This window comes from Duganella sp. FT27W, assembly GCF_009295655.1.
Taxonomy (GTDB): Bacteria; Pseudomonadota; Gammaproteobacteria; order Burkholderiales; family Burkholderiaceae_D; genus Rugamonas; species Rugamonas zoogloeoides.
On record NZ_WHIV01000003.1, the window covers coordinates 1175238 to 1193639 of the forward strand.

The 18402-nt window shown below is 63.9% G+C and carries 16 protein-coding genes; 10 read left to right on the plus strand and 6 right to left on the minus strand.

Annotated features, from left to right (window positions below):
• Positions 1-41: 41 nt before the first annotated feature.
• A complete protein-coding gene (locus F8197_RS17075; RefSeq protein WP_227012303.1) occupies positions 42-1061 on the minus strand; it encodes a serine/threonine protein kinase in 1020 nt (339 codons plus the stop codon).
• A gap of 157 nt (positions 1062-1218) precedes the next feature.
• Between F8197_RS17075 and F8197_RS17080 the strand changes: the two genes are divergently transcribed.
• The gene (locus tag F8197_RS17080) at positions 1219-1914 is read left to right on the plus strand and encodes a UPF0149 family protein (RefSeq protein WP_056139440.1); all 696 of its coding nucleotides are present in this window, start codon (positions 1219-1221) and stop codon (positions 1912-1914) included.
• Positions 1915-1982: 68 nt separating this feature from the next.
• A complete protein-coding gene (locus tag F8197_RS17085; protein WP_152882822.1) occupies positions 1983-3314 on the plus strand; it encodes an Nramp family divalent metal transporter in 1332 nt (443 codons plus the stop codon).
• A gap of 74 nt (positions 3315-3388) precedes the next feature.
• Here the strand turns inward: F8197_RS17085 and F8197_RS17090 are convergent, their stop codons facing one another.
• The 5 genes from F8197_RS17090 to orn all read right to left on the minus strand — a co-directional run bounded on the left by F8197_RS17090 (position 3389) and on the right by orn (position 6911).
• Positions 3389-4000, minus strand: coding sequence for a hypothetical protein (locus F8197_RS17090; protein ID WP_152882823.1), 612 nt, complete (start codon positions 3998-4000; stop codon positions 3389-3391).
• Positions 4000-4191 (minus strand): hypothetical protein, encoded by a 192-nt coding sequence (locus tag F8197_RS17095; protein ID WP_152882824.1) that lies wholly within the window; start codon positions 4189-4191, stop codon positions 4000-4002. Before F8197_RS17095 ends, F8197_RS17090 begins: the two co-directional genes overlap by 1 nt.
• A gap of 101 nt (positions 4192-4292) precedes the next feature.
• Positions 4293-5207: an alpha/beta hydrolase gene (locus F8197_RS17100; RefSeq protein WP_152882825.1), complete on the minus strand. Its 915-nt coding sequence runs from the start codon at positions 5205-5207 to the stop codon at positions 4293-4295.
• A gap of 76 nt (positions 5208-5283) precedes the next feature.
• Entirely contained in the window at positions 5284-6315 is a 1032-nt protein-coding gene (locus F8197_RS17105; RefSeq protein WP_152882826.1) for a DUF1176 domain-containing protein, read from the minus strand.
• Positions 6315-6911 (minus strand): oligoribonuclease, encoded by a 597-nt coding sequence (gene orn, locus F8197_RS17110; RefSeq protein WP_026637844.1) that lies wholly within the window; start codon positions 6909-6911, stop codon positions 6315-6317. Before orn ends, F8197_RS17105 begins: the two co-directional genes overlap by 1 nt.
• Positions 6912-6976: 65 nt before the next feature.
• Here orn and F8197_RS17115 point away from each other — a divergent pair, with 65 nt between their 5' ends.
• The 8 genes from F8197_RS17115 (at position 6977) to F8197_RS17150 (ending at position 18392) form a co-directional block, all read left to right on the plus strand.
• Entirely contained in the window at positions 6977-8248 is a 1272-nt protein-coding gene (locus F8197_RS17115) for a M48 family metallopeptidase (protein WP_152882827.1), read from the plus strand.
• A complete protein-coding gene (gene rsgA / locus F8197_RS17120) occupies positions 8245-9162 on the plus strand; it encodes a ribosome small subunit-dependent GTPase A (protein ID WP_019924864.1) in 918 nt (305 codons plus the stop codon). Before F8197_RS17115 ends, rsgA begins: the two co-directional genes overlap by 4 nt.
• A 271-nt stretch (positions 9163-9433) precedes the next feature.
• Positions 9434-12289 carry an ATP-binding protein gene (locus F8197_RS17125; protein ID WP_152882828.1) on the plus strand — a complete coding sequence of 952 codons (2856 nt, stop codon included), beginning with the start codon at positions 9434-9436 and terminating at the stop codon, positions 12287-12289.
• Positions 12290-12412: 123 nt separating this feature from the next.
• Positions 12413-13345, plus strand: coding sequence for an ornithine carbamoyltransferase (argF, locus tag F8197_RS17130; protein ID WP_152882829.1), 933 nt, complete (start codon positions 12413-12415; stop codon positions 13343-13345).
• Between the two features lie 30 nt (positions 13346-13375).
• Entirely contained in the window at positions 13376-14608 is a 1233-nt protein-coding gene (locus F8197_RS17135) for an argininosuccinate synthase (RefSeq protein ID WP_056139425.1), read from the plus strand.
• A 106-nt stretch (positions 14609-14714) separates the two neighbouring features.
• Positions 14715-16532, plus strand: a complete 1818-nt coding sequence (locus F8197_RS17140; RefSeq protein ID WP_152882830.1) for a methyl-accepting chemotaxis protein — start codon at positions 14715-14717, stop codon at positions 16530-16532.
• A gap of 7 nt (positions 16533-16539) precedes the next feature.
• The gene (locus tag F8197_RS17145) at positions 16540-17025 is read left to right on the plus strand and encodes a chemotaxis protein CheW (protein ID WP_152882831.1); all 486 of its coding nucleotides are present in this window, start codon (positions 16540-16542) and stop codon (positions 17023-17025) included.
• Positions 17022-18392: a protein-glutamate O-methyltransferase CheR gene (locus F8197_RS17150; protein ID WP_152882832.1), complete on the plus strand. Its 1371-nt coding sequence runs from the start codon at positions 17022-17024 to the stop codon at positions 18390-18392. The genes F8197_RS17145 and F8197_RS17150 overlap by 4 nt, the downstream gene beginning before the upstream one ends.
• Positions 18393-18402: the final 10 nt, after the last annotated feature.

Sequence of the window (18402 nt, forward strand, 5' to 3'; positions counted from 1 at the left end):
CGAATGGCAAGCAGAGCGGGAAAAGCCCGCTATTTCCCTATTTAGATTGGCAGCGGCGGCTCGTCCATCAATGCCACCTGCTCGCGCAGCTCGAGGATGCGGTCCTGCCAGTACTGCTGGGTGTTAAACCACGGGAAGGCCACCGGGAAGGCGGGGTCGTCCCAGCGGCGGGCCAGCCAGGCCGAGTAGTGGATCAGGCGCAGGGTGCGCAGCGCTTCGACCAGGTGCAGCTGGCGCGGATTGAATTCGCAAAAGTCCTCGTAGCCGGCCAGGATGTCGCTCATCTGGCGCACCTGCTCGGCGCGGCTGCCGGACAACATCATCCACAGGTCCTGGATGGCCGGGCCCATGCGGCTGTCGTCGAAATCGACGAAATGGGGGCCGGCATCGGTCCATAAAACATTGCCGCCATGGCAATCGCCGTGCAGGCGCAGTTGCGGCAAATCGCCTGCCCGGTCGTAGCTGCGGCGCACGCCATCGAGTGCCTGCTGCGAAATGCTGGCGTAGGCGTCGGCCAGGTCGGCCGGAATGAAACGGTTGGTTTGCAGGAACTCGCACGGCTCGGTGCCGAAGGTGGCGATGTCGAGCGCCGGGCGGTGTGCATAAGGCTTGATGGCGCCGACCGCGTGGATGCGGGCGATGAAGCGGCCGGTCCATTCGAGTACGTCCGGTGCGTCGAGCTCGGGCGCGCGGCCGCCATGGCGGGCGAATACGGCAAAGCGGAAACCGTTAAAGCGGTGCAGCGTGGCGCCCTGGACGGCGAGCGCCGGCACCACCGGAATTTCGCGCGCGGCCAGTTCTTCGGTAAAACCGTGTTCTTCGAGGATGGCGGCGTCGCTCCAGCGCCCCGGGCGGTAAAACTTGGCCACCAGCGGTTTGCCGTCCTCGATGCCCACCTGGTACACGCGGTTTTCGTAGCTGTTAAGCGCCAGCAGGCGGCCGTCACCGCGCAGGCCGATGCTTTCCAGTGCATCAAGCACGCACGAGGGGTCGAGGGCGGCGTAGGGGTGCGGCGCTGCGGCGGCGGTTGCCGGGCTGTCGGCGTCGATCGGATCGGCCATGGCGGCCAGCAGGGCTGCGGCGCGCGCATCGGCGGCAGCGTCGGCTGCCGCTTCGTCAGCGTCGTTGTAATCTGGGGTTTGTTGGCTCATGGCGTCATTGTACGTGGCGCGGCGTGTATACTGTCGCCTTCCAAGCAAAAGCACCAGAAAGATAAAAATGCAACTCGACCAGCCACTGAGCGACAAAGAATTCGACGAACTGGACAGTTTCCTGTTGTCCGACCGCAGCCCTGAAGATGCGATGACGATGGACATCCTGCACGGCTACCTGACGGCCATCGCCATCGGCCCGGAAACCGTGATGCCCGCCGAATGGCTGAAAAAAGTCTGGGGCAAGGAAGCGACCGATGTTCCGACCTTCAAGCACGCCAAGGAAGAGGAACGCATCCTCGAGCTGATCATGCGCTTCATGAACGAAGTGCTGGTGACGTTCGAAGTGGCGCCGAAAGAATTCGAAGCACTGTTCGTCGAGCACGAGCACGAAGGCCAGACCCTGATCGACGCCGAAGCCTGGTGCTGGGGCTTCTGGGAAGGCATGGACTTGCGTCCCGGTTCGTGGGACGCCATCTTCACCGAACTGCCGGAACTGATGAAACCGATCTACCTGCTGGGCGCGGATGAGATCGAGGAAGACGAACTGGCGCTGGTGGAAGACCCGGTCAAGGCCCATAAACTGGCGCTGGAACTGGAAGCGAACCTGCCGGCCATCCACAAGTTCTGGGTACCACGTCGCAAGGCCGCCGTGGAAACCGTCAAGCGCGACGAACCGAAAGTGGGCCGCAACGACGAATGCCCTTGCGGCAGCGGCAAGAAGTACAAGAAATGCCACGGTAACGACGGCGCGGCTGAATAAGCCACTCCGTTCGGTTGGGGCGCTGCCTCATCCGTTCCAGTAAAATGGGCATCTTAATCAGGATGCCCATGTTCTCCCTGCCGTTTAAACTCCCCTCCACGGCCACTGCGCCGTTCTGTCCGTCCGAAGTTGCCGGTACCGTTGCGGTCACGGCGGGCGATCCCTATTGGAAAAAAGTCCTGCGCTTTGCCGGTCCCGGCTTGCTGGTCTCGGTCGGCTACATGGATCCGGGTAACTGGGCCACGGCGATCCAGGGCGGTTCGCAGTTCGGCTACCAGTTGCTGTACGTGGTGGTGCTGTCGAGCCTGGCCGCCATCGTGCTGCAATGCCTGAGCATGCGCCTCGGCATCGTCACCGGCAAGGATCTGGCCGTGCACTGCCGCGAGCAGTACAAGCCGCCGGTCGCCAAAACCCTGTGGGGCTTTGCCGAGATCTCGATCATCGCCTGCGACCTGGCCGAAGTTTTAGGGTGTGCGCTGGCGTTCAAGCTGCTCCTTGGCGTATCGCTGCCGGTGGGTGTGGCGCTGACCGCGCTCGACACCCTGATTATTTTGGGCTTGAAAGGCAAGGGCTTCCGCCAGATCGAGGCGATTGTGCTGGGGTTGATCCTGACGGTGGCCGTGTGCCTGGTGGCCGAGCTCATTTTCGTCAAGCCCGACTGGCAGGCCGTAGCCGCCGGCCTGGTGCCGTCGATGCAAACCCTGTCGCAGCGCGAGCCGCTGTATCTCGCCATCGGCATCCTTGGCGCGACGGTAATGCCGCACAACCTGTACCTGCATTCGTCGGTGGTGCAAACCCGGGTGGTGTTGCCCACGCCCGCCGCGAAACAGGAAGCCATCGGCCTGTCGCGCATCGACACCATCATTTCGCTGCTGCTGGCGTTGCTGATCAATGGCGCCATCCTGGTGGTGGCCGCTGCAGCCTTCTACGAACCCGGCAACACGCGCGTGCTCGACATCGACGACGCCTACCAGTTGCTGGCGCCCGTGGCCGGCACCGCGCTGGCCGCCATCCTGTTCGGCCTGGCGCTGCTCGCTTCCGGTCAGAGCTCCACGTTTACCGGCACGATTGCCGGCCAGGTGATCATGGAAGGTTTTCTGAAAATGAAGATCCCGTGCTGGCAGCGGCGCCTGCTCACGCGCGGCCTGGCGCTGATCCCGGCCATGATCGGCGTGCTGACGCTGGGCGAACACTCGGTGGGCAAGCTGCTGGTGCTGAGCCAGGTGGTCCTGAGTCTGCAACTGCCGTTCGCCATGTACCCGCTGATCAGCCTGACCTCGCAACGCCGCATCATGGGCGACTTCGTCAACGCCTGGTGGACCACCGCGCTGGCGTGGCTGCTGTTCGTGGTGATTTCGGCGGCGAATGTGTGGCTGGTGTGGCAGGCGGTGGCGGGGTGATGGCGACGTTGCCGCAACCGGTGCAACGCAGAAGACATCGAGCGGTTCCAGGGATGGCCGCTGCAAAGTATGATTTAGCGGTTAGGCGTCGGCTTCTCGCTTGGAGGTACCGGCGCAGGCTCGGTAGCAGGTGGGACGTTCGCTAATTTTTCTACATTCGCATTGAACTTGGCAAGCGCTTGGTAACCACCAAGCAAAGCCCCGATGATAAGGATCGTCAATACGTTGACTCCGAGATTGGCCACGATGTCGCCTGCCCAGGCGACGAATCTTTTTTTGCTTTTGAGCTCGGATAACACTGCGGACACGTTCTGATTTAATACGCTTTCGCGGATCTCATCCTCAAAATCACGCATCTTGTTTGCCAGTCCCGCACTGAGAAAAGCCTCGCCCAATTGCTTTGCTTGGGTACGATATCCCTCCAGCACCGGCAGCATACAGCTCTGCGTGTGAAATACCTTCAGTTCGTCGGCGTTTGGAGCACGTCCATGCGCTGTATAGGTTGCTTCGATAAAAGCAATTTTATCCCGCTTATAAAGAACATAAGCAATAGCGCCTACAGCATCGTTGGAATCGGTCACCAGTTGCTGGTAAATCAGGCTATGGGATGAACCAACAACGCCAGAAGCAGGCGGACTCACAGTGGAGCCTGAGGCGGCTGGCACCGGTGTAGGTGCCGAAGACATCAGCGCCTACTTACAAGACGAAGCGCTTCGGCAAACGCGCGGTTGATATCGTCACTGCTGAACTGTGACTGGCGCAATAGCCGCGTCGAGGCAGGAGATAACCCCGCAGGCACTTTATCTTTGCGTGCAATGAGGTCACTGTTCGCTTGGCGCACATCGTCCGCCGTAAACCGCTTCAACAATTGTTTCATTGGACACATCCTTTCGCCGCTATAAAAGCTTCGGTTATTTTACCAACCTTTTTAAATAAAGCTTTTTTGGCGCGCCACGCTAAGGAAAAATCAGGATTTTCCTACCCTCCGGTGTAGGATGCTCGATACGCAATCGGCTCCGCCCGTCCCTTCCCCGCCAGTACATACCCCGCGACATCCTCAAGCGTCGGCGCCAGCCAGCGCAGCGGGGCGGCGACCGAGGCGATCAGGGTGGTGTGGCTGACGCGGTCGTAATATAGCTCCCTGACCGGCACCTGCTGCGCGCGCAGGGCTTGGGCCAGGTGGCCGGTGTTGCGTTGCGGGTTGACCAGGCTGTCGCTGCGGGCGGCGATCAGCAGCGCCGGTGGCGACTGTCTGGACACGTGGCGTACCGGCTGCGAATCGGGTGGCGTGTCCGGGAAGTGGAACACCGGCCTGGTCGTTGTGTTTTCGACCGGCAGGAAATCGTAGGGGCCGGCCAAGCCAATCCAGCCGCGCAGGTCGGCCGGGGTCATGTCTTGCGCCGCCAGCCAGCGCGGATCGAGCGCCACCATGGCGGCGTTGTAGGCGCCGGCGCTGTGGCCCATCACGAACAGCCGCCGTGGATCGCCGCCGTACTGCGCCGCGTGGCGCTTGGCCCAGGCCACTGCCTGCGCCGCGTCTTTCAAAAAATCGGGATAACGGACTTGCGGGTACAGGCGGTAATCGGCCACCACGGTAACGATGCCGTGCGCGGCCAGCGAACGGCCGATGAATGCATAGTCGGCGCGCTCGCCGGAAACCCAGTTGCCGCCATAGAAGAACACCACGACCGGCGCCGCGCCGTGCGCAATCAGGGGCCGGTACACATCGAGTATCTGGCGCGGGTGGTCGCCGTAGGCCAGGCTCTCGGTGCGCTCTGACTCGCTGGCAGGCGTGAGCGCGTTGAGGGTGCCCAGCGGCGAACAGGCAGCCAGGCTCAGCGCCAGCAGTAAGGGCACCAGGGTAAGGACGACAGTACGGGAGAGGCGGGGCATGATCTGGCGGTATTGGTTGCAATACCCGCTACTCTACCGCGCGGCCGTGCCCGGCACAGTGCGCCGATACACGGAATTACTTGCCGGCCGGATGAATGACGGTGGCAGTGTAGTCGCGCAGCGGATAGCCGCCGGGGATGCCGCGGCACAATTGTCCGGACGAGGCCTCAATCAGCTGGAAGCCGGTGGCCGTCCAGGCCCACGTGGCCGCGACGTTGCAGTCGCCAATGCCGCGTCCCTTGCCAAAGCTCGTCAGCTGGTTGTTGTCGAAGCCGGGATTCATCAGGTACGCGTCATGGCGGCCATTGGCGTCCGGCAGCTTGACCGGTTTTGGCGCATACGGCGCCTTGTCGCTGGCGGTCCACAGCTCGAAACTGGACTGGTAGGCGCCGCGTCCGCATTCGAGCACCAGCAGCACCTGAGTGGCAGACAGACGATGAAGTTCGTTCTGGCGCTCGCCGTCTGCAATGTCGACCGGGCTTTCGCAGCCGCCGTGCCTGAGCGTCTTGACGATCAAGGGCAGCAGCTTGGCATCTTCCTTGTGGGTAGCGACAGCGGGCAGTTGTTTTACTTGCGGGGCCGGTAGCGGCGGCAGCACGGCGCTGACTGGCTTGGCGCCCGGCATGGCCAGCGCGGTGGGCGTACCCACCCTGCCCTGCACGTCGTCGAGCTTGAGCAGCGCGGCCTTGAGGCCGGCCAGCGACAGAGTCCAGGTGCGCTTGCCAGCGCTGACCTTGGCCGATTCGGCATTGAGCAGCAGCGGCAGCAGCCTGGCCACCTGTTCAGGCGTGAGCTCCGCGTCGGCGCGCAGGCCGCGCACCGTGGTCTGGCCGACCTGCACGGTCAAGGGCCCGAGCTTGGCGTCATCGTCGGTATAGGGAGAGAGCTTGAGCGACACGGGCGCCGTGGCGCCGGCATCGCGCGCCAGCGCCAGCACCACCGGCTCGGCCGCGTCTTCCTTCTGGTAACCGGCCGCCTCGCAGCGGCGCGTGTTATCGCACGCCACTTCCCAGTCCTTGAACGTGAAGTGGCCCGCGCTGGCGCTGGCATGGGCGGCGCCGCAAACGAGCGCCAGCGCCAGCGCCGGTGCGTAGCGGGTGTTGATCATCACAGCTTGATGAAGTGCTCGCGGTAGTACTTGAGTTCTTCGATCGACTCGACGATGTCGGCCAACGCCGTGTGCATCTGGTGCTTTTTGAAACCGGAAACCATGGCAGGCGCCCAGCGCTTGCCCAGTTCTTTCAGGGTCGAGACGTCGATATTGCGATAATGGAAATACGCTTCGAGCTTGGGCATGTAGCGCACCATGAAGCGGCGGTCCTGGCCAATGGTGTTGCCGCACATAGGCGCTTTGCCTTTTGGTACCCATTGCTTCATGAAGGCGATGATCTGTTCTTCGGCTTGCGCTTCGGTCACGGTGGACGCCTTGACCTTGTCGATCAGGCCCGAGCGGCCGTGGGTGCCCTTGTTCCAGGCGTCCATACCGTTGAGCACTTCGTCGCTCTGGTGGATCACCAGCACCGGGCCTTCGGCCAGCACGTTCAGGTGCATGTCGGTGACGATCACGGCCACTTCGATGATGCGGTCGGTGTCCGGCTCCAGGCCGGTCATTTCCATATCGACCCAGACCAGGTTCATCTCGTTCTGGCGCGGGGTGATCACCGCCGGGGCGGAACCTTCTGGCAAATCATTAGCTTGTGACATAATTCTCTCTTGGCCTCATTACAGCCGATAGTAATCCGAATCCGCCATTTTCTCACAGGCATAGAATGTATACCCTCGCGTTTTCGATTTTGTTTGTGTCTTTCATCGTTTTGACGCTGATCGTGCGCTTCTGGCTGGCCTCGCGCCAGATCCGCCATGTGCTGGCGCACCGCAACGCCGTGCCGGCCGAATTTGCCGAGCGCATCCCGCTGGCCGCCCACCAGAAGGCGGCCGACTACACGGTAGCCCGTACCAAGTTCGGCCTGCTGGCGCTGCTGGTCAATACCGTGGTGCTGATCGGTTTTACCCTGTTTGGCGGCCTGCAATGGCTGTCGGAACAGATTTTTCAGATCACCGGCCCCGGCATGGTGTACCAGCTGGCGCTGCTGGCCGCGTTTGCACTGATCTCGGGCGTGATCGACGTGCCGTTCGATTACTATAAACAGTTCAAGCTCGAGCAGCGCTTCGGCTTCAACAAGATGACGCGCGGCCTGTTCTTTGCCGACCTGCTCAAGGGCGCGGCGCTGGGCACGGCCATCGGCCTGCCGCTGGTGTGGGTGGTGCTCACGCTGATGGATCAATCGGGGGCGCTGTGGTGGTTCTACGCCTGGCTGGTGTGGAGCGGCTTCCAGTTGTTGATGATGGTGCTGTTCCCCACTGTGATCGCGCCGCTGTTCAACAAGTTCACGCCGCTGGCCGACCAGTCGCTCAAGGACCGCATCGAGGGCCTGATGACGCGCGTGGGCTTTGCTTCCAAGGGCCTGTTCGTGATGGACGGCTCCAAGCGCAGCGCCCACGGCAACGCCTATTTTTCCGGCTTCGGCGCGCATAAACGCATCGTCTTCTTCGACACCCTGCTCGCGCGCCTGCAACCGCACGAGATCGAGGCGGTGCTGGCGCACGAACTCGGCCACTTCAAGCTCAAGCACATCGTCAAGCGCATCGTGATGATGTTTGCCATCTCGCTCGGCTTCCTGGCCCTGCTCGGCTACCTGAAAAACCAGGTGTGGTTCTACACTGGCCTCGGCGTCGATCCGCTGGCCCTGCCCGGCCAGACCAACGACGCCATGGTGCTGCTGCTGTTCATGCTGGTGCTGCCGGTGTTTACGTTCCTGTTCGGACCGCTGACCTCGATCAGCTCGCGCAAGCACGAATTCGAAGCGGACGCCTTTGCCGCCCAACACACTGCCGCGCGCGACCTGGTGTCGGCGCTGGTCAAAATGTACGAAGACAACGCGTCCACCCTTACTCCCGATCCGCTGCACTCGGCCTTCTACGATACCCACCCGCCGGCGAGCGTGCGGATTCGACAACTCAATTTGGCTGCGGCTTCATGAACAACCCAAAACTCCAACAAAAACTGACGGCAACCATCATCGCCGCCCACGGCCGCCACTACCTGGCCGAAGCCGATGGCCGCAAGCTGCAATGCGTCACGCGCGGCAAGAAAACCAACGTTGCCGTCGGCGACATCGTGCAGATCACCACCACGTCCAACGACCAGGGCGTGATCGACAAGATCGAGGAACGCAGCACCCTGCTCTACCGCTCCGACCAGTACAAGTCGAAACTGCTGGCCGCCAACCTGACGCAGTTGTTCATCGTGGTAGCGACCGAGCCGGGCTTTGCCGACGACCTGGTCTCGCGCTCGCTGGTGGCGGCCGAGGCGGCCGGTATCAAGGCCCACCTGATCCTCAACAAGACCGACGTGGAAGCAGCGCTGCCGCGCACGCGCGAGCGGGTGGCGGCCTACGGCTCGCTCGGCTACCCGGTGCACGAGGTCTCGGCCACGGCCCGGCCCGAAGAGGCGGTGGCGATCCTGCAACCGCTGATGGCGGGCCAGTCGTCGATCCTGATCGGCCAGTCCGGCATGGGCAAGTCGTCGCTGATCAACCTGTTGGTGCCCGACGCCGACATCGCCGTGCGCGAAATCTCGGCCGCGCTCGATACCGGCAAGCACACCACCACCTTCACCCGGCTGTACCAGTTGCCCGAACTGGGCGCAGGTACGGCCATCATCGATTCGCCCGGCTTCCAGGAATTCGGCCTCTACCATTTGACGGAAGGCATGCTGGAACGCGCCTTCGTCGAATTCGCGCCGTACCTGGGCCACTGCAAGTTCTACAACTGCCGCCACCTGATCGAACCGCAGTGCGCGGTGCTGGCAGCAGTCGCGGAAGGCAAGATCGCGCGCATGCGCCATACGTTGTACGGCCAATTGCTGCACGAATCGTCGCAAACCCTGTACTGACTCAACAACAATAGCGACTTGCGCACGGGCCGTGTTTGCGGTCTATAATTCTCGATGGCAATACCAACGCAGGCAGCCCCACCCTCGCTGCGCGGCAGGCAAGAACCTATCCCAGTAGGGATGAGGCAGCAGATTGCGATGCATCGGTAGCGGGGGCAAGGCGCGAGGAAGAAGCATGGCAGGCCATGCGATGACGAGCAACGCCGGCAGCGCTGCCGAGGCGCGCAAGCAGCGCCTCACTCACTGCTGGGATAGGTTCTAAAGGACCGCGATGGACTTGTTTGTACTCGACGACGAAGTAGCCCAGTGGGAGACCGTCTTGCTGCGCCTGACCGGCGCCGAGCGGTTGCCGGTACTGGTGCCGCTGGCCTGGCACCTGCGCCAGCGCGACTGCGTGCGCGCCGTGGCGCTGGCGCGCGAGGGGCTGGTGCTGCTGTTCGCCGCCGGCCTCGCGCCCGGCGACCTGGCCGCCACTTCCGCGCGGCTGGAACTGGTCGCGGCCGAAGCGGCCTGGCTGGCTGGCGAACTCGATGCCGCCGAACGCATGGCGATCGAGATCGGCGCCCAGATGCTGGCCTGCGCAGACTGGCGCGGCGTGGCCGACACCCACTGGCTGCGCGCCTGGATCGCCATCGACCGCGGCGACCACCAGCGCGGCGCCGAACACCTCGAACACATGATCGCCACCGCGCGCCAGCCCGGCGTCGATGACACCATGCGCGCCACCTGCGCCGAAGCTGCGATTGCCCGTTGGGCCGTGATGGAAAACCGCACGGCGGCCGAACAGCGCTGGTCCAACCACTTTGCCTCCAGCGACCATGCCCACCACGACCTGCACCCGGCGGTGGCGGTATGGGTACTGGACTTCTTCGGCACCGACGCCACCCAGGGCAGCAACTTCGGCGCGGCGGCGGGCCACTTCGCCCGCGTGTACGAGGCGGCGCGCGTGAGCGGCCAGCTACGCTCGGCAATCACGGCCGCCATCAACATCGGCATCGATTTTACGAATCTCAATGACCACCGCGCCGCGCTGGAATGGATGCAGCGCGCGCTCGACATGGCGCGTCCCACTAGCTGGCCGCGCAGCATCGGCGTGTGCCTCACCCATACGGCCGACACCATGCGCCGCCTGGGCCAGCTGGAGGCGAGTGCCGCCCTGCTCGACGAAGCGTTCGATGTGCTGGCGCCGCTGGCCGACGGCCGCAGCTACGCCACGGCGCTGCAATTCCGGGGCGACCTGCAACTCGATACCGGCAACTACGCCGGCGCGCTCGAATCGTTCCGCCAATTGCAGGTCAACGCCGCACGTTTGCGCCACGCGGACCTGATGTGCGCCGCGCGGCGCGGCCAGGCACACGCGCTGTGCTTCCTCGACCGGCCGCAGGAAGCGCTGACGGTGGCGCAAGACGCCATCGCCCTGGCGCAAGCCCAGTCCAGCCTGACACACCACGTGCGCACGCTGCGCGTGCTCTCGGTGATCCACACGCGTCACGCACTGCCGCCGCCCGACGGCATGACCGAGCAAAACGCCACCCTGCATTATCTGCACCAGGCGCTGGCACTGGCCTCGGGCATCGAAGGCTACACGCTGCCGGGCGACCTGCTGGAAACCCTGGCCCACGAATACGCCCAGGTGGGCCAGTACCAGCGCGCTTATGAATCGGCGCAGGCGGCAGCCGCCGCGCGCCGCACTACCCACAGCCGCGAAGCCACCAACCGCGCCATCGCCATGCAGGTGCACCAGCAGACCGAGCGCGCCCGCGCCGAGGGTCAGCATCACCGCGAGCTGGCGGCATCCGAGGCGCGCCGCGCCCGCGTGCTGCAGCAAACCACCGCCACGCTCGAACGCCTGTCCGCCATCGGCCAGGAAATCACCACCCACCTCGACGCCAATGCCGTGTTCCAGGCCATCAATCGCCACGTGCAGGCGCTGCTGGCGGCCAACAGCTTCGCGATTTACCTGTGCGATCCCGGTTGCGACACCCTGAACCGCGCCTTCGGCATGGAAAACGGCAAACCGCTGGCCGACAACACCATCGCCGTGGACAATCCGCGTGCCAACGCCGCGCGCTGCCTGCGCGAACGGCGCGAGATCTACGTGGAGGACGCCGGCCCGGACGACATCTTCCTCGCCCCGAACACCCTGCTGATGGCGTGCGCGCTGTACGTGCCGCTGCTGGTCGGCGAGCGGGCACTGGGCGTGATGACGGTGCAGGCCTCGAACGCACGGGCCTACCGCGCCCGCGAGCGGCTGATCTTCCGCACCCTGTGCGCTTACGGCGCCATCGCGCTCGACAACGCCCAGGCCTACGCCCAGTTGAAGGATGCGCAAACCCAGCTGGTGTCGCAGGAAAAGCTGGCGGCGCTGGGGTCCCTGATGGCCGGCGTGGCGCACGAGCTCAATACGCCGATCGGCAACAGCCTCCTGATCGCCAGCACCCTGCACCAGAAGACCACGGAACTGGCGCGCCAGGTCGCGGGCCCCGGCCTGCGCCGCTCCGATCTGACCGCCTATCTGGACGACGCCGCGCGTGCGCACGAACTGGTAATGCGTGGCCTGAACAGCGCAGCAGACCTGGTCAACAGCTTCAAGCAGGTGGCGGTGGACCGCACCACCGAGCAGCGCCGCCAGTTCGACCTGCAGCAGGTGGCCGGCGAAGTGATTGCCACCATGATGAACCGCATCCGCGCATCCGGCCATCGTATCGAGGCAGACATACCGCCGCACATCGCCATGGACAGCTACCCCGGCCCGCTGGGCCAGGTGATCGCCAATTTCATCAACAACGCCCTGCTGCACGCGTTTGAAAAAGACGTGGTGGGACACTTGTGGCTGCGCGCCGCCACCGTGCCGGACCACCCGGGCCGGGTGCAGCTGGTATTCGGCGACAACGGCGTAGGCATCGCCCCGGCAAACATCCCGCGCATCTTCGACCCGTTCTTCACCACCAAGCTGGGACAAGGTGGCAGCGGGCTCGGACTGTCGATCAGTTACAACATCGTCACCTCGCTGCTGGGCGGGCAAATCACGGTGCGCAGTTCGCCCGCCGGCACCGTATTCACGCTGGACCTGCCGCTGGTGGCGCCCGAAGCCCGGGGACCGGCCGCCGCGCAGATCTATCACTAAAACAGGGCTGCTGACCAGCACAATCTCCTGTTATTGGCCCTATCGGCCGAATTGCCTTTATAATTGACCGGTTCAGCCGGCCGGGTATCGAGTCCCAGGCCAGCTCACCTGTCAGTTGCCACTATGCCTATCCAAAAACAGATCAAGCATTACCTGCAGTTTTCCGACTTCACGCTGGACGAATACGAGTACGTGATTGAACGCGCGCACCTCATCAAGCGCAAGTTCAAGAACTACGAGATTTATCATCCGCTGATCGACCGCACCCTGGTAATGGTCTTCGAGAAGAACTCCACCCGCACCCGCCTGTCGTTCGAGGCCGGTATGCACCAGCTGGGCGGCGCCGCCATCTACCTGAACACGCGCGACAGCCAGCTCGGTCGCGGCGAACCGGTGGAAGACGCGGGCCAGGTCATGAGCCGCATGTGCGACATCATCATGGTGCGCACCTTCGGCCAGGACATCATCGAGCGCTTTGCCGCCAATTCGCGCGTGCCGGTGATTAACGGCCTGACCAACGAGCATCACCCGTGCCAGGTGTTTGCCGACATCTTCACGTTCTATGAGCATCGCGGCCCGATCACCGGCAAGACGGTGGCGTGGATCGGCGACGCCAACAACATGCTGTACTCGTGGCTGCAGGCGGCCGAGGTATTCGGCTTCCACGTCAACGTGTCCACGCCCAAGGGCTACGACATGGACATGTCGCTGGTTTCGACCGACCGCTACACCTTCTTCGCCAACCCGTCCGACGCCTGCGAAGGCGCGCACCTGGTCAACACCGACGTGTGGACCAGCATGGGCTACGAAGAAGAAAACGCCGCACGCCTGAAAGCATTCGACGGCTGGATCGTCGATGGCGCCAAGATGGCGCGCGCCGCGCCCGACGCGCTGTTCATGCACTGCCTGCCCGCCCACCGTGGCGAGGAAGTGTCGGCCGAAGTCATCGACGGACCGCAATCGGTGGTCTGGGACGAAGCCGAAAACCGCCTGCACATCCAGAAGGCGCTGATCGAGTACCTGCTGCTCGGCCGCCTGGATAACCCTGCCGAATAATCAATAACACTTCACACACTTGGAATCAGCATGAGCGACATTAAAAAAGTAGTCCTCGCCTACTCGGGCGGCCTCGATACCTCCGTCATCCTCAAATGGCTGCAGGATAACTACCAGTGCGAAATCGTCACCTTCACGGCCGACCTGGGCCAGGGCGAAGAGCTGGAGCCGGCGCGCGCCAAGGCGATCAAGTTCGGCATCAAGCCGGAGAACATCTACATCGACGACGTGCGTGAAGAATTCGTGCGCGACTTCGTGTTCCCGATGTTCCGTGCAAACACCGTGTACGAAGGCGAATACCTGCTGGGCACCTCGATTGCCCGTCCGCTGATCGCCAAGCGCCTGATCGAAATCGCCAACGAGACCGGCGCCGACGCCATCTCGCACGGCGCCACCGGCAAGGGCAACGACCAGGTGCGCTTCGAACTGGGCGCCTATGCGCTCAAACCTGGCGTCAAAGTGATCGCGCCATGGCGCGAGTGGGACCTGCTGTCGCGTGAAAAACTGCTGAAGTACGCGGAAGACGCGGGCATCGCCATCGACATGAAACACAAGAACGGCGGCGCGCCGTACTCGATGGACGCCAATCTGCTGCACATCTCGTTCGAAGGCCGCCACCTGGAAAACCCGAGCGCCGAAGCCGAAGAATCGATGTGGCGCTGGAGCGTGAGCCCTGAGGCAGCGCCCGACCAGGCCGAGTACCTGGACCTGGAATACGAAAAAGGCGACATCGTGGCCATCAACGGCGTGCGCATGTCGCCGGCCACCGTGCTGACGGAACTGAACCGCGTGGGCGGCAAGCACGGCATCGGCCGTCTCGACCTGGTGGAAAACCGCTACGTCGGCATGAAGTCGCGCGGCTGCTACGAAACCCCGGGCGGCACCATCATGCTCAAGGGCCACCGCGCCATCGAGTCGATCACGCTGGACCGCGAAGTGGCCCACCTGAAGGACGACCTGATGCCACGCTACGCGTCGCTGATCTACAACGGCTACTGGTGGGCGCCGGAGCGCGTGGCGCTGCAAACACTGATCGACCACACGCAAGCGACCGTCAACGGCTGGGTACGCGTCAAGCTCTACAAGGGCAATGTGATCGTGGTGTCGCGCGACTCGAAGACCGACTCGCTGTTCGATATGAACATCGCCACCTTCGACGAAGACGGCGGCGCCTACAACCAGGCCGACGCCGGCGGCTTCATCAAACTGAACGCGCTGCGCCTGCGCATCGCGGCCAACGCACGACTGAAGCGCGGCCAATAAACAACGCGCAGTATCGTCAAAAGCCGCTCGCTGAGCGGCTTTTTTTTTGTTGTTCCGCCATTACCATGGGACAATGCAATACCATCTATCGGCGCCTGGAGAAACCATGTTTAAAGACTTGAGCATCAAACGCAAACTATACCTGGGCTTCGGCGCCATCCTCGCCATCATCCTCGCGCTTCTGATCATCGCCTACAACCGTTTTAATAGCCTGTCGGAAGCCAACCAGTGGGACCGCCACACGATGGACGTGATCCAGGCCATCGACGGCTTGCGCAACGACCTGCTGCAAGTGCAGGTGGAAGCGCGCGGCTATTACCTCACCGGCACCGCCGCCCGCCTGGACCGCACCCGCAAGGAGCAGCGCGACATTCCGGAATCGATCCAGACGCTGCAAAAGCTCACCCGCGACAATCCGGCCCAGGTCACGCGTTTCAGCAAGCTGGAAAGCATGATCACCGTCTGGAGCAAGGAAGTCATCGAATCGCAGCTGGTGATGCGCGAGCAGCTGGGCAACGCGCCCGGCGCGGCCGACGCCATGGGCAAAACGCCGCAGCTTGCCAATACCACCAATTCGGCTATCGGCGAGATCTACAAATTCATGGACGATGCAGCCGCCGAGGAACACCGCCTGCTGGTCGAACGCTCGGCCGCTTCCACCAGCCTGCAGGAGAGCATGCGGCTGGTGATCACGGTGGGCGGCATGGCCTGCGTGCTGCTGGGCGCCCTGGTGGCATGGCTGCTGGTCGGCTCGCTCACCACGCCGCTGTCGAACCTTACCGCCGCCGTGGGCCGCATCGCCGGGGGCGACCAGGGCGCGCGCGCCGAGGTGCTGGCGAACGATGAACTGGGCAAGGTCACCACGGAATTCAACCGCATGGCGCAATCGATCCAGGACAGCCAGGCCAAGGAAAAAGCGGTGGGCGACGAATTGCGCGCCAAGGTCGATTCGCTGCTTGGCGTGGTGTCGAAAGCCGCTTCGGGCGACCTGACCGGCAATATCGAAGTGACGGGCAGCGACGCCATCGGCCAGCTGGCGCAAGGCCTTGACCGCATGTTCGAAAACCTGCGTTCGCTGCTCAACAACGTGCAAAAGGCCGGCATCCAGGTCACCACGTCGGCCACCGAAATCGCCGCCTCGGCCAAGCAGCAGGAAGCCACCGGCATCGAGCAGGCCCAGACCAGCGTGGAGATTCTTTCCACCACCAAGGAAATCTCGGCCAATGCCTCGCAACTGCTCAAGACCATGGAAGAAGCGACTGCCGTGGCGGACTACACCACCACTGCCACCGCCGACGCCCAGGGCAACCTGCGCCGCATGGACAGCACCATGCAGCACATGGTGAGCGCCACCGATTCGATCAACGCCAAGCTGGCCGCGCTGTCGGAAAAAGCGTCGAACATCAACAGCGTGCTGATTACGATCACCAAGGTGGCCGACCAGACCAACATCCTGTCGCTCAACGCCGCCATCGAGGCCGAAAAGGCTGGCGAAGCGGGGCGCGGCTTCTCGGTCGTGGCCACCGAAATTCGCCGCCTGGCCGACCAGACCTCGGTCTCCACCTGGGACATCGAACAGATGCTCAAGGAAATGCAGTCGGCTGTATCGGCCAGCGTGATGGGCATGGACAAATTCTCGGAAGAGATCCGCCGCAGCGTGGGCGAAGTGCGCCAGGTCACCGACCAGCTCTCGGGCGTGATGGACCAGGTACAGAAACTGGCGCCGCAGTTCGACGCCGTGCTGCAAGGGATGCAGTCGCAGGCAGTGGGCGCGGAGCAGATCAGCGCCACCATGATGCAGCTGAACGACGCCACCCAGCAGACGGTGGAGTCGCTCAAGGCCACCAGCGAAGCGGTACACCAGCTGCAATACGCGGCCGGCGACCTGCAGACCAGCGTGGCCAACTTCGCGGTCGCAGTGTAAGCGCGCGATGAAACTGCTCGTCTTCCACATCGGTGTCGACCGCTACGGCCTGCGCCTGCGTGACGTGGTGCGCGTGGTGCCGCTGCTCGACCTGAAACACCTGCCGCTGGCGCCAGAGCCGGTGGTGGGACTGATGGACTACCACGGCGCCTCGGTGCCGGTGGTGGACCTGTGCCTGGCCAGCGGCCTGCCGCCCGGCGCCGACCATTTCGACACCCGCATCATCGTCGTCGATTATCGCGCGCCCGAAGGCACGGTGCACTTGCTGGGCCTGCGCGCCGAGCGGGTGCAGGGCGTGCAGGAAGTGCGCGACGATCAGTTGACCGAGAGCGGCGTGAAAGCCGCGCCGTTCCTGGGCCAGGTGGCCGGCGACGCGCGCGGCATGCTGCAGTTGGTGGAGCTCGAGCAGCTGCTCACACCCGCGCTGCGCATTGCGCTGTTCCCCAATGCCGGTAATGCCGGCGACGCTGACGATAGCGGCAACCTGCCATGACCACTCCGGCCCAGATCATGCTGCGCGCGGCGACAGGGTTGAACCTGTCGAAGCAGATCGTCGACCGCGCCATCCGCGCGCGCGTGGTCTGCGTCGGTGCGGTCGATGCCGACGATTACCTCGACCGCATGACGCCGGAGGAGCTGACCGCGCTGGTGGAACTGGTGGTGGTGCCGGAATCGTGGTTCTACCGCGACCAGCAGGCCTTCCACGCCACCGCCGACTACCTCAAGGAGCAGATCCAGGTCGAGCCCAACCGGCTGTTCCACGTGCTGTCGCTGCCGTGCGCCGGCGGCGAGGAACCGTACACGATGGCGATGGTGCTGCTCGACGCCGGCATTCCCGCCGACCGCTTCATGATCGACGCCTTCGATATCAGCCCGGTGTGCGTGGCACGCGCCAAGACCGGCGTGTATGGCCGCAACGCCTTTCGCAGCCAGGACCTGGCGTTCCGCGACCGCCACTTCACTGCGGTTGGCAACGACGCGTGGCGCATCAACGACGCAGTGCGCAAGCAGGTCCGCTTCCACCAGGGGAATGTGCTGGAAATGACCATGGCCAAGCGCGCCGGCTTGTATGACGTGATCTTTTGCCGCAACCTGCTGATCTACTTCGACAAGCCCACCACCAGCGCCGCCATCCGCAACCTCGACACCATGCTCAAGCGCGACGGCCTGCTGTTCGTCGGCTACGCCGAAGTGCCGTCGCTGTGCGCCAACGGCTTCGCGCCGCTGCCGTATGCGCAGGCGTTCGGGTTGATCAAGGATGCGGAGGCGGCAGCGCGCAAGAAGGCTGGTGCGCTGGCGGTGGCTGCGACCACTGCGCCGGCCTCCGCGCGGACGGCGCGCAGTGCGCGTCCGGGTGTGACGCCGTCAATGGCAGCGCCGGCGCCGCGCGCGGCCAGGCTGACGCCGTCCCCGGCCACGCCATCGGGATCGATGCCAGCCGCACCAAGGCGTCCGGCTACCGGTGACACTGCTGCGGCCATTGCCGGTGCAACTGGCAACAAGCCTTCGGCGGCCAAGCCGGCCGGGCCGGTGCCGGCCCCTGGCCGCGACCTGCTGGCCGACGCCCGCCGCCTGGCCGACCTGGGGCAACTGAAGGAAGCCGAGCGCGATTGCCGCGACCACCTGGCGCAGCAGCCGGAATCGGCGGAGGCGTATTTCATCCTCGGCCTGATCAACGAACTGACCAACAAGCATGTGCAGGCGCAGGACTACTGGAAACGCTGCATCTACCTGCAGCCCGACCATTACGAAGCGTTGTGCCACCTGGCGCTGCTGGCCGAGACCAACGGCGACGCGACCACGGCCGCCGCGCTCAAGGCGCGCGCCGCGCGCATCTATAAACGCCAGCAGGCATCTTAAGAACAAGGGC